The organism is Dorea sp. ICN-14282, assembly GCF_037890115.1.
Taxonomy (GTDB): Bacteria; Bacillota; Clostridia; order Lachnospirales; family Lachnospiraceae; genus Dorea_B; species Dorea_B phocaeensis.
On sequence record NZ_JBBKBH010000002.1, the window covers coordinates 64670 to 76776 of the forward strand.

Below are 12107 nucleotides of genomic sequence, written 5' to 3' on the forward strand. Positions count from 1 at the left end.
TTCTTTCTACTCCGTTTCTTCCGTCTTTGTCATTTGCAAAAATGCCTCTTCTGACAAAATCGGAATCCCCAGTTCATTTGCCTTTTTATTTTTAGAAGATGTAGAAGTTACATCATTATTGATCAGATAATTCGTCTTGGACGTAACCGATCCGGTCACCTTTCCTCCAAGACTTTCAATCAACGCCTTGATCTCCCCCCGATTTGCAAAGTGTTCTACACTACCTGTAATTACAAAATTCATTCCTGCAAAGATTTGTTCTTTTTCCTCGCCTTCCTCCTTCGGAATCATAAGTTCCTCAAGCAGATCCTTGAATCTCTTCACATGGATTTCCGAAGAAAAGTAATCTACATAAGCTTTCGCAATCACTTCTCCTACACCCGGAATCGCATTCAACGCCTCCATATCTGCCTGAAGCATCTTCTCTACATCATTTTGAAATTCTTTGCAGATCATCTTCGCATTGGCCAGTCCGATATTCGCAATTCCCAGCGCATAGATGACTCTTGGAAGCGTCGTCACCCTGGCCTTTTCAATGCTGTCTATCAGATTTTGATAAGACTTCTCCCCAAATCCTTCCATTGACTGAATCTCTTCCCGGTAACGATCCAAATGGAAAATATCCGCATATTCTTTAATATACCCCATCGCAATGAATTTTTCCAGTGTTGCCTCAGATAATCCTTCGATATTTAACGCATCCCGACTGACAAACAGCGCAAATGATTTCACGTGCTTTGCCTGGCATTCTTCATTGGTACAATAGAGGGCTTTCGCATTACTTACCTGCCTTATTTCTGTTGGTCCTGCACAGACAGGACAGGCTTTCGGAATCTCTTTTACACCGCTCCTGGTCAGATTTTCTGCAATCTGGGGAATAATCATATTTGCCTTATAAACTTCAATCTCGTCTCCTATTCCCAACTCCAATTCTTCCATAATGCTAATATTATGGACACTGGCACGGCTGACCGTTGTTCCTTCCAGTTCCACCGGTTCAAAGATCGCAACCGGGTTAATCAGCCCTGTGCGTGATGGACTCCATTCGATCTCCAGAAGCCTGGTTCGTTTAATTTCATCGCTCCACTTAAACGCATAAGAATCCCTCGGAAATTTAGACGTGCGTCCAAGAGACTGTCCATAAGCGATATCGTCATACACCAGTACCAGTCCGTCGGACGGGAAGTCATTTCCTTCAATCTTTTGTTCAAAGGCTTTTACCACAGATTCTACCGTATCCCGCTCCACCATCTCATATTCCACCACATCGAAGCCCTGCCCTTTCAGCCACTCCATCTGACAGGCTCTGGAATTATGAAAATCCACCTCCGGCGCCTGCACCAACGTAAATGCATAGAAACAGACATTTCGCTTCGCTGTAATTTCATTATTCAGCTGCCGCACAGATCCACTGCAGAGATTCCGCGGATTCTTATATTTTGCCGCTACATCTTCAATCTCAGCATTAATTTTTTCAAAATCCCGATACCCAATTACCGCTTCGCCTCTTAAAATCAGTTCACCCTGATAGGCAATCTGAAGCGGAATATTCTTGAACATTTTGGCATTGTTGGTGATTACCTCACCCACTTCGCCATTTCCTCTGGTAACCGCCTTCTGAAGCATGCCTCCCTGATAGGTAAGCACAATCGTCAGCCCGTCCAATTTCCAGGACAAAAGGGCCTTCTGATCTCCCACAAAATCCTTTAACGCCCCAATATCCTTTGTCTTGTCCAGAGATAACATCGGCTTTTCGTGGCGTTCTTTTGGAAGTTCACTTAATACTTCGTATCCCACATGAACCGTCGGGCTTGCCGACAGCGTAATCCCCAGTTCCTTCTCCAGTGCCAGAAGCTCATCGTAAAGCTTATCATACTCATAATTACTCATAATCTCCTGCGCATCCTGATAATATGCCTTTCCGGCTCTATTTAGCAGCTCTACCAGTTCCTGCATCCTGATTTTCTTTGATTTGTTCATACAATCCCTCTAATTCTGTTTTTGTCAATTGCCGTACCTGCCCCGGCTTTAAGCTTCCCAGTTCAACGTTCATAATTCGCGTCCTTACCAGACGTTCCACCTGATAACCAAGTGCGCTGCACATCCTTCTGATTTGTCGATTCAATCCCTGCGTCAAGATAATGGTAAACGTATATTTCCCTACTTGTTCCACCTTGCATGGCCGGGTAACGACGTCCATCCCTTTCTCCGAATCCACCAGGCGGACGCCCTCTTCCATCTCTTTGACAAAGGCATCCGTAATCGGACGGTCTACCCGCACGCGGTATTCCTTCTCATGGCCGTATCTGGCACGCATCATCCCATTGATCAGATCTCCGTCATTGGTCATAATCAAAAGTCCTTCCGACTCTTTATCCAAACGCCCTGCATAGGTCACCCTTACTGGATAATTCAAATATCGGATAATATTTTTCTTCTCTCGTTTATCCTCAGTACAAACAATCCCGGCGGGCTTATGGACCGCCAGGACTATCTTCTCCTGCCCATGTGCAATTCGTTTCTTTCCAAGCCGGACTTCCTGCCCCGGCTCTACTTTCATTCCGGGAACTGCCCGTTTTCCATCCACGGTCACCCGCCCGCTCTCAATCAGGCGATCCGCTTCCCGTCTGGAACAGACCCCGGCTTCACTTAAATATTTATTCAGTCTCACCATTTTGCAATACTCCACTGATACTGTTATCTTCTACAAATGTGTTGCCGTTATACAGGAATAAAATGTCTGTAATTTTATGATTCTGCATCACTTCTGTAATATCTCCATAATAATATCGGGGATCAATCACAATGATTTCCCGATAATACGGTGTCAAAAACGGAATCACTGCATTGGCATAAGAATCTTTAAAGAGCAAGAGTCTTGCCGTCGTATCCGCTGTCGTTCGGATATCAAGCATCGAATAATTTCCTCCCAGAAACATGCCATACTTGTCCTTCCCCTTCAATTTGGAACGGTCATAAAGCGTCGCAGTCTTTTTCTGCTCGTCCACATAGTTGACCACTACTTCCACTGCGTCCTTGTCTTTTTTAGGCGCATAAATATAAATTGATTCCTCGTATCCAGCCTCATATCCGCTGGTCGAAGACAAGGTTCCGTTAAAATCGTTCGCCACTGCGTAAGGTTTAAACGCCGGCACCTTACTCGGATCCAATTTCATGTTCTTTACCAGTGTCTCGTAAGCATAGGAGGCACCAAGCGTCGTCCAGTGATGATCCGTGTGATAGTAAATCTCTTCATTCTTATGCTTCTTCATCGCCTTGCTGACATCAATCCAATGAACCGAATCGCCCAGGTCTTTTTGAATCTTCGCAAACTGTGCATCCTGATCTTCTGTCACTGCAAAAGGCGGAAGCTTATCTTGCAGTACATTCGCCGCGTTTGGCACCAGCATCATATACACGGGAAGCTCCGGATACTCCTCTGCAAATGCACGGATCGCATCCGTATTCTTCTTCACCTGTTCTTCATTCATCACAGAAATATCTTCCAGCAGATAATTATCGCTTCCTTTGAATACACCGTTCGCCTTACGCTTTCCGGCAATCAGATCAACTCTGGTCTTTAAAGATACCCAGAAATCTCTCCCGGCAAACTGGTCGGATTTATAAGATTCATACTGCTTCATAAATCTTCCACTTTCCACTGCCCCTAAGGTAAGCTTTGGCTTTTGCTCCAGCACTCTGTTCTCCTTCTCTGAGAACTCCTTATCCTGGGAAACCAGGTTGACCAGACAAATCAGCCCTGTCGTTGCCAGAAATACGATTGCCGCCGCTTTCATTCTCTGCAATTTTCTTCTATTTCCACCATCCGATTGTCCCATACTTACTCCTAAAATCTAAAATACAAAAATGGATTATATGTCTCTGTTACCAAATATGCAATACACAACAGAAACATTGCCGCATATACCACACAATTTGCCAGAATCTTGCCTCTTCCTGCCATAACTCGTTCATAGGCTCTGTGTACTATCGGCGTAGAACCGATCACCAACAAAATCAATAAGAGCAGATTCGTCGTCAAAAGATAAAGTCCCTCGCTGTCAACCAGCCCATTTGCACCAACGCCAAACATCAGCTGAATATAATCTACCGCACCGCCAAGGGTCGGGCTAAAGAAGAATACCCAGCCAATCAGCACAAGTACAAGGCTATAGATATGTCGAATCACTGCCGGGAGCCGCTCCAGTACTCTGCTAAGGAAATATTTTTCAAGAATCAAAATAAGTCCATAATAGAGTCCCCAGGCTACGAAATTCCATGCAGCGCCATGCCAAAGTCCCGTCAAAAACCATACAATCAGAAGGTTACGAAGATGCTTGATAACCGGAACACGGTTCCCGCCAAGAGGGATGTATACATACTCTCGAAACCAACTTCCCAAAGAAATATGCCATCTCCTCCAGAACTCCGTAATACTCTGAGAAATATACGGATAATCAAAGTTCTTTAAGAATTCAAATCCAAACATCTTGCCCAGACCGATTGCCATATCAGAATAACCGCTGAAGTCAAAATAAATCTGGAAAGCATAGGAAATACATCCAATCCAGGCGCTTAAGACAGACACCTTTCCAGGAGCAAGCGCCGCCACCTCTGTATATACCATACCGATAGTGTTAGCTAGCAGCACTTTCTTTGCCAGTCCTCGAATAAAGAACATACTTCCCTCGCCAAATTTTCCCCAGGACTCTTTCCTTACATGAAGCTGACGATCCACATCTGCATACTGCACGATCGGTCCTGCAATCAACTGCGGGAACATGGTTACATAAAGCGCAAAATCCAAAAGATTGGTCTGCACCTTTACATGCCCCCGATAAACATCAATAATATACGATAAGATCTGGAATGTATAGAAGGAAATTCCGATTGGAAGCGCCATTGCCCGGTAAGAAATGTCTACCGGTAGCACGGCACTTAGGCTGTCTAGCACAAATCCTTCATATTTAAAAAAGCCAAGAATACATAGGTTTACTGCCACCGTAAAGATCAGACTTCTCCTTGCTGCCGCCTGATCTCCCAAATTTCTCGCAATATCCAATCCGCAAATATAATTAAACAGAATGGAAAAGATCATTAAGAAAATGTAAACCGGTTCTCCCCACGCATAGAACAAAAGACTTCCAAAGAGAAGAATCACGTTCTTCATAGGTCTTGGTACCAAGTAATATAAAATCAATATAATAGGTAAAAACGTAAATAAAAATACGATACTGCTAAATAACATCTGTTATGGTTCCTCTCTATATGCTCTTCTGAAATGCTTCATAGATTTGATCTGCATCTTTGGAAATAGTCAGAATTACATAGTATCCTTTGTTCTCCAGCACCGCAGAGTTAATAAGCTTCGTCTGCTTTGCTCCATACCCTTCAAAACTTTCCTTCTGGGTACTAAGTCTCTTTGCCGCTGCCGCCTCTACCGACTCTGCCTGCGACTTATCTTTCAGCTTCACAACCAGTATTTCATTGACGCTCATCACATCATCCGGAATGTAGAGCATCACTCCATCATAATCATCGGCATTAAGCCCATAGTATTTTTTCAAATCCTGCGTTGTGCCTTTGGTCATTCCGTCTTCTTTTGTCACCGCCATAATTGCCTTGCGTATCGTCTTCACCGGTGTGCTGTTTCCACCTTCACGAATATTCAAAAAAACAATGTAAGCAATAAATACCAGCACCATCGCATATTTCAACAAATTCAATATATCAAACTTTTGCTTCTTCATTATAATTTTGCGACCTCCGCCATGTGTTCCACCCACTCCGTATAATAGTCCGGCGACATATGAATGCCATCCTCTTCGTAAAATGCTTCTTCTACCAGTCCGGTATTATCAATATAGGTCAATCCCTCTTTCTCACACATCTGTTGAAGCTGGGCATTAAACTCCGGAACCATCCCATAAACCGGCTCTGCCTCCACAACAGACGCCTTCACAGGAAGGATACTGTTCACATAAATCTTCGTCTCCGGAAGTCCTGCTTTCAACTCCTTGATCACCGCATCGTATTTCTCACGAAAAACCGCCGGATCCCCATTGCAGCCCTTGATATCATTCATTCCATATGCGAGAAATAATTTCTGAGGCTTTATCTCCAATGCTTTCGCGATATGTGTTTCTATAATTCCATCCTTACCGCCTGCAACTCCCGCTCCGCGCTCGGCCTGCACCAGCGACTGATCCAGGATCGAATATGCATATAATCCCTGTGTTACAGAATCTCCCATAAGAAGGCAATTCACAAACTTCTCTGCCGCTGGGCGATTCATCCATTCTTCATCAGCAAGACGCTCTTCTTCCTCCAATGCCTGAATCTTCTGATCAACTTCTGACACGTCTTTTTCTTCCATAATCACAAGCTTTTTTACACCTTTTTCCGTGTCCTCTTTCGGATTCATCAGCCGGATCACCACAATAATGACCCCTATCACCAGGAGCGCCGCAGCCACCATCAATGCAATCCGAAGCACATGATCCTTATCTTCTATTCTATTTCTCTGTCGTCTATTATTTGTTCCCACTTTTCTCTCCCCTGTCACATATGCTGATTCACGTACATACTGATTTTATTGTACTGTTTTCTATCCCAAAAGTCAAACTTATGCTATACTGTTTTCATATCATTACAAAAGGAGCTTTTACATGAATATTCTAACTTTATCCGCTAAAAATTGTATGTCCCATCTGCTTCTCAAGGACACTTTCGATCACTTTTCATTTATTGAAGGTGAAATCACAACCTTTAACACGTTCACTATCGATGGCTTCCTCAAAAAAGATTTTTTTGACGAGGCACCAGAAGACGTACACTCTCACTGGAAAGATGTGCGGGAATTCTGTTTTCAGATCATTCGAGGAAAACGGACACCGCTTAGCTTCAAGATTATCCTCTCTCTTGCTCCGGAAAACTTTGCAGACTTCCTCCTTAAATACGAAGTCAGCGGATTCCGTCCGGAGGATATTCAGGGAATGTATTTAAACCTCAACTATGACGGTACCCGCTTAACTTGTACTACCGGTATCTCTCTGAAATTGTTCACTATGGATAAGACACTGGAAAAAGCATGGGATGATGCAGCACAGAAGAAACTGTTGGAACTGGAATTGGTTATATGATACCCTCATACTCCCATGTAATTCCATGATCTGCTGAGCGAAATACAATTCCAGTGCTTTCACTCGCCTCTGTTGTAACCATTACCTTCAATATATCTCCATCTTTCTGCGGCATATGGAAATAATCGTAATCTTCCACCGTATATCCGTATTCTTCTGCAACTGCCGGCATTTCTATTACTGCACTCATAGGAAATTCTATTTTTTCAAAAGACAGTCCCCCATCTCTAGTCGCATATAACGCCGAACCCGACTGTGATGCTCCTGTAAGTCCAATCACTCCAAACTGCTCGTCAAAAAATACCAGACCTTCCGTCACTCCGATTTGCCCGCCGAATGGATCTTCATTGATTCTCTCCCACGTTTTTCCCGCATCCACACTCTTTTCCATCACGTAGTATCTGCTTCCTGCAGCAGCATCAGCAACCACCAAGCGCCATCCTTTCTGCTCATTCAAGAAAAAATACATCGTTCCATCACTTTGATCGATGGTCCAAAGCTTGGTATCTTTTGCCGATTCTACTTGCTGCTGTGTATTTTTTTGTTTTATTTCCTTTTGACTAATATATTCCGGCTCCATCATATAGCGTACCGGCGTCACGCTCTCCACTTCCGGTATATGAAGTGATACTTCAAACCCGATGATCTCACCGCCATTTCTAAGCTGTTTAAAATATTCGTTTCCCCTCAATACTCCATATCCTTCTTGTCCTTTGGAACTTCCTTCGATATATTGCAGACCTTCTTCTGTCTGAAATGCCCTGCGCCCCATATAAAGGATCTCATATGTCTGTGATTGTCCGCTATACTCTGCCCATTCCTTTACCTGATTTTTCCAGTCTGCCTTTTCCAAAATCTCGCTCATTGGAGACAAGCGCATATCTTCCTCATATTCTCCGCCTGCATTGCCGTCTGTCCAGACTGTCATAGTATCACTTTTTTGGGAATTGTACTCAATGAGATACGTATTTTTCTTCCCTTTCTCATCCTGCCCGTACAACAAGGTGTCAATGCTCTGAATTCCCCCGGTTTCATCAAAGGACACCTGAAATCTTCCCGATACATAGAGCGTTTCCGGCAGTTTTAATCCCTGCTCTAAGTCCGATAAGATTCCTTCGACTCCGCTTTCATATAAATTATTATGTTCTAACGCAATCTCTTTTTTGTGCGTCCATTCATACACCTTCCAGGACAACGCACCATTGTACGGAATTGCAGAATAAATGATGCGCCCTCCAAAGAACAATGTCACAGCAAGCATCACTACAAGTTCTATAGAAAAAATTTTCTTTTTCATTCCATTTTCAGAGTCTTCTTTTTTCTGATGTTTTCTTCCAATCAGCCACATAACCAAAGTGCACACGAGCCCCAATAGCACAACCAGCAATTTGAGCATATGACTTCGCAGTCCTCCATATTGACATAAATGCCATAATTGATACAGCATTACAATGTAAAATACCAGGCTTAATTTTCCACCAATCCTATATACGTGCAACATAATTCTCCCTCCAAAATCATAGAAACCACACCGTTTTCATGTCATTGTCAGTTATTCGTAAAAATATCTTTCTAATGTTTATGATATTTACATAAATATTACATATGTAGGAATTAAAAGTCAAGTAAATTTGCAAATACCTTTTAGGTGTTTTCATTGCATTCAACATATGCCTGTGCTAAGATAAGAAAAAGGAAGACTGAGGCTCCATCTGCCCAGTCTTCCTTTTTATATTCTTCTCCTTATTTGTTACTCCACCGTGCGAATTCTTTCTACCACTGACTTTTTCCTGCCGATCAACCGCTCAACAATAAGTGGCACTGCCACACATACGACTACTACAATAACCGCCATAATAAAGACAGGAAAGACCGGAATCATAAAAGGTACTCCGCGATAATTCATAGACTGATACAGATAATAAGTTACCGCGGTTCCTAGCGTTGCTGTCAAGAACAAAGAGATTCCCGCAAATAGCAAGCCTTCTATCATTAGCATCCGGCGCATCTGTTTCTCCGTCATTCCCACACTTTCCAAAATTGCCAATTCCGTCTGGCGGCTCTGTATATTTCCGGTCATTGTATTGACATAATTCAAAATTCCAATCAAAGCCAAAATCAACACAACTCCTATGCCTACACCCATCATATTTCCCTGTGCCTTCTCTACATCTTCTGCTTCTTCTATCTTAGAATCAAAGGAGAAATCTTTGTAATGCGAACTGTCATTCATTAATTGCATAAGAGCATTTTCCGTTTCTTTTTGGTATTCCTCTTCGTACTTAATTCCCACTTTGGATACATAGGTATTGTCTGCAAACTCTTCTATCGCCCGATCACTGACAATCAAAGTTGGCGGCATACCAAGGAGAGCCCCCGTATAATAGTTCTCATCTGTCAAACCTGCAATTTTAAATGTTCTTGTATGCTCTCCATTTCCATATTCTGCACAAGTAATCTTTTTTCCTGTAAGATCACTATTTTTAAATTCCAGACTGTTCCGATAAATTAAGCAAGTCTCTCCGGAAAGGAAACTATCTTTGTCTATCGGATGTTGCAGTAATTGATTCAGATAATCAAAGTCCATTTCGTCAATGCCAATCATAAATGAGCCAAAATTCTCCGGATGTTCCTGATGTTCTTTCCGGTCTTCTTCATATGGATAATACATCCACATATCATAACTTTCTTCCATCCATTTATCGATCACTTCCGATTCCCACGGAAACATAATCTCTGTACTCTTAATAGGATGAACGTCTTTGACACCTTCTGTTTTTTTCATTTGCTCCAGCATGGTTTCATCGATAATCTGCGTCCAGTCGTTATGGTTTTCCTCCTTGAGCGTGTCATTTTCCACGACCAGATCAAGATTCATATAATTTCCTACGATTGTCCGTGGTCCTTCGCTTTTAAGAAGTGTAACCAGACACAGAAATACACACAGGCTAACCGTCAAGGACAACACCACCACAACCGTTTTTTTCTTATCTTTTGCAAGTTGTTCCTTCGCCATTCGTAAGATCAGATTTCCATTCCCGGTTTTCCGCATACTCTTCTTTCCTGTCTGTACGCGGTAGCCAAGGGCTTCCACCGGAGATATAGAAACCGCCAGCTTCGCCGGCTTCCTGCTTCCCATATAAATGGTAACGCCTGTAAGTAAAATAGTAAGCAAAAACACAAGTGGATGAAAGCGTACTTCAATGACTGCCTCCCGTATTCCCAATGCCTTCACCACTTTTGGAATCAGGAAAAATGCCACAAGACTTCCGACTGCAAGTCCAACTGTCATCCCAATCGATGCAATAAAAATCATTTGTCTGTGCATAAAGCGGTGAATTTGTCTTCCGGTCATCCCCACAGTCTGCAAAAGTCCATAATAGCGGACGTTCCCGGATACCGAGAGATATAAAATATTGTAAATCAACAAATACGCACTGAAACAGGTAATCAGTACCAAACCGATCATTCCCATAAGAATCTCTAAAGCATTGCTGTAATCAGACAAGAAAAATAAATTCTGCTGTTTTTCCAGCTCCATACTTGCAAGAAACACATCCTGTTCTTTCTTGGGCATATATTTCTTCTCAAAGTCAAGATAATACCTCGTACTCCTCACATCATAAAGTTCATAACCGGACTGTTCAAAATACGCTTTTGACATATAAAAAGTATCTGTATCACCATAGCCTTCCCACATACCGGAGATGCGAAATTCTTTTGTATAGCTTCCGTTTTTATCCCCGTATTTCATCCGAAAGGAATCTCCGATTTCAAGATTTTCCAGACCGCATTCCTTCAGCGCGTCCACCGACGCCATCACTTCATTTTCCTTGGTTGGATATTTTCCCTTCACCCATTTGACCGCAGGTCTCTTAATCTGATTCCAATAAGCATCATCTGCCCACACCAAGCCGACATTCGGTGTTTTATCTTTTTCTGTCTCCTCCACATAACCACAGACTACCACCGCTCCAGTTTCTTTTATGTCCGGATTCTTTTCACACACCGCCTCCTGCTCTTTGGTAAGCCCATATAAAATGGCATCATATTCCCCTCCATTGAGGCGGATATTCTGGGTTTTCTGCATTTTAAAATATGTAATGCCCACCGTAAATACACTGAACAACATAAAGGTCGCAAGCGCCACCGCCATAATCATAATCATGCTTCGTCTCCGGTTGTTGTTAAGAGAACGCCCCGCCATACGACTGATCACCTTCTGATTATTATTCTTAATCATCAAGCTCACCCGCCTTTACTACATGACCGTCCTCAATTCTCACAATACGGTCCGCCATCTGGGCAATATCCTGATCGTGGGTGATTAAAATCACCGTCTGCTTAAACTGGCGCGCCACCATTTTCAGAAGCCCCATAACGTCATGGCTGGTTGCTGTATCAAGATTTCCAGTGGGTTCGTCGGCTAAAATGATGCTCGGCTTTGATGCAATTGCCCTTGCGATTGCTACCCTCTGCTGCTGTCCTCCCGACAACGTATTCGGAAGCGCTTCCCGCTTTTCATCCAATTGAAGAAGTTCTAATATCTCGTCTACAAATTCTCTGTCAATGTGTTTTCCATCTAACTCAATGGGAAGAACTACATTTTCATATACATTGAGATCTGGCACCAGATTATAACTCTGGAATACGAAGCCCACCTTCCTTCTGCGGAAGATGGCAAGCTGTTCTTTGCTAAGCTTCCCAAGCGCCTTATCCCCTACATATACTTCTCCTGAAGTCGGTGTATCCAATCCGCCGATCATATGCAAAAGCGTACTTTTCCCACTTCCCGATTTCCCAATGATCGCCACAAACTCCTGCTCTCTCACTGCAAAATTCACATCATCCAATGCTTTCACCGTATGAGTTCCCAAACGATAATATTTTTTTAGATTTTTCGTCTTCACAATCCATGATTCCATATTTTAGTCTCCTTTTCTCGTAATCCAGAAAGATTTCTCT

10 protein-coding genes are annotated in these 12107 nt (G+C 42.9%); 1 reads left to right on the top strand and 9 read right to left on the bottom strand.

Annotated elements, in window-relative coordinates:
* Nucleotides 1-6: 6 nt before the first annotated feature.
* Genes ligA through WKT00_RS05620 form a run of 6 tightly spaced genes read right to left on the bottom strand, consistent with a single transcriptional unit; the run spans nt 7 to nt 6547 of the window.
* On the bottom strand, nt 7-1980 hold the full coding sequence (ligA, locus tag WKT00_RS05595) for an NAD-dependent DNA ligase LigA (protein WP_244094120.1): 1974 nt from the start codon (nt 1978-1980) through the stop codon (nt 7-9).
* Nucleotides 1928-2674 (bottom strand): pseudouridine synthase, encoded by a 747-nt coding sequence (locus WKT00_RS05600; protein ID WP_101694840.1) that lies wholly within the window; start codon nt 2672-2674, stop codon nt 1928-1930. The genes ligA and WKT00_RS05600 overlap by 53 nt, the downstream gene beginning before the upstream one ends.
* Nucleotides 2658-3839, bottom strand: coding sequence for a DHHW family protein (locus tag WKT00_RS05605; RefSeq protein ID WP_173814542.1), 1182 nt, complete (start codon nt 3837-3839; stop codon nt 2658-2660). The genes WKT00_RS05600 and WKT00_RS05605 overlap by 17 nt, the downstream gene beginning before the upstream one ends.
* An 8-nt stretch (nt 3840-3847) precedes the next feature.
* Nucleotides 3848-5248, bottom strand: coding sequence for an MBOAT family O-acyltransferase (locus WKT00_RS05610; RefSeq protein WP_101694841.1), 1401 nt, complete (start codon nt 5246-5248; stop codon nt 3848-3850).
* 16 nt (nt 5249-5264) lie between these two features.
* Nucleotides 5265-5750 (bottom strand): DUF4358 domain-containing protein, encoded by a 486-nt coding sequence (locus WKT00_RS05615; protein ID WP_101694842.1) that lies wholly within the window; start codon nt 5748-5750, stop codon nt 5265-5267.
* Nucleotides 5750-6547 (bottom strand): GDSL-type esterase/lipase family protein, encoded by a 798-nt coding sequence (locus WKT00_RS05620; RefSeq protein WP_101694843.1) that lies wholly within the window; start codon nt 6545-6547, stop codon nt 5750-5752. Before WKT00_RS05620 ends, WKT00_RS05615 begins: the two co-directional genes overlap by 1 nt.
* A gap of 121 nt (nt 6548-6668) precedes the next feature.
* On the opposite strand from WKT00_RS05620, the gene WKT00_RS05625 reads away from it, so the two are divergent.
* Complete coding sequence (locus WKT00_RS05625; RefSeq protein ID WP_101694844.1) at nt 6669-7142, top strand: DUF5721 family protein; 474 nt, start codon at nt 6669-6671, stop codon at nt 7140-7142.
* On the opposite strand, the gene WKT00_RS05630 is transcribed toward WKT00_RS05625, so the two are convergent.
* The 3 genes from WKT00_RS05630 to WKT00_RS05640 all read right to left on the bottom strand — a co-directional run bounded on the left by WKT00_RS05630 (nt 7135) and on the right by WKT00_RS05640 (nt 12067).
* The gene (locus WKT00_RS05630; protein WP_101694845.1) at nt 7135-8643 is read right to left on the bottom strand and encodes a WD40/YVTN/BNR-like repeat-containing protein; all 1509 of its coding nucleotides are present in this window, start codon (nt 8641-8643) and stop codon (nt 7135-7137) included. The genes WKT00_RS05625 and WKT00_RS05630 overlap by 8 nt on opposite strands.
* A gap of 249 nt (nt 8644-8892) precedes the next feature.
* Entirely contained in the window at nt 8893-11385 is a 2493-nt protein-coding gene (locus WKT00_RS05635; RefSeq protein ID WP_340261709.1) for an ABC transporter permease, read from the bottom strand.
* Nucleotides 11378-12067, bottom strand: coding sequence for an ABC transporter ATP-binding protein (locus WKT00_RS05640; protein WP_101694847.1), 690 nt, complete (start codon nt 12065-12067; stop codon nt 11378-11380). Before WKT00_RS05640 ends, WKT00_RS05635 begins: the two co-directional genes overlap by 8 nt.
* Between the last annotated feature and the right edge of the window lie 40 nt (nt 12068-12107).

Coding starts and splice junctions, on each gene's coding strand:
- ligA (WP_244094120.1), bottom strand. CDS start 1,980: ATGAACAAATCAAAGAAAATCAGGATGCAGGAACTGGTAGAGCTGCTA.
- WKT00_RS05600 (WP_101694840.1), bottom strand. CDS start 2,674: ATGGTGAGACTGAATAAATATTTAAGTGAAGCCGGGGTCTGTTCCAGA.
- WKT00_RS05605 (WP_173814542.1), bottom strand. CDS start 3,839: ATGGGACAATCGGATGGTGGAAATAGAAGAAAATTGCAGAGAATGAAA.
- WKT00_RS05610 (WP_101694841.1), bottom strand. CDS start 5,248: ATGTTATTTAGCAGTATCGTATTTTTATTTACGTTTTTACCTATTATA.
- WKT00_RS05615 (WP_101694842.1), bottom strand. CDS start 5,750: ATGAAGAAGCAAAAGTTTGATATATTGAATTTGTTGAAATATGCGATG.
- WKT00_RS05625 (WP_101694844.1), top strand. CDS start 6,669: ATGAATATTCTAACTTTATCCGCTAAAAATTGTATGTCCCATCTGCTT.
- WKT00_RS05630 (WP_101694845.1), bottom strand. CDS start 8,643: ATGTTGCACGTATATAGGATTGGTGGAAAATTAAGCCTGGTATTTTAC.
- WKT00_RS05635 (WP_340261709.1), bottom strand. CDS start 11,385: ATGATTAAGAATAATAATCAGAAGGTGATCAGTCGTATGGCGGGGCGT.
- WKT00_RS05640 (WP_101694847.1), bottom strand. CDS start 12,067: ATGGAATCATGGATTGTGAAGACGAAAAATCTAAAAAAATATTATCGT.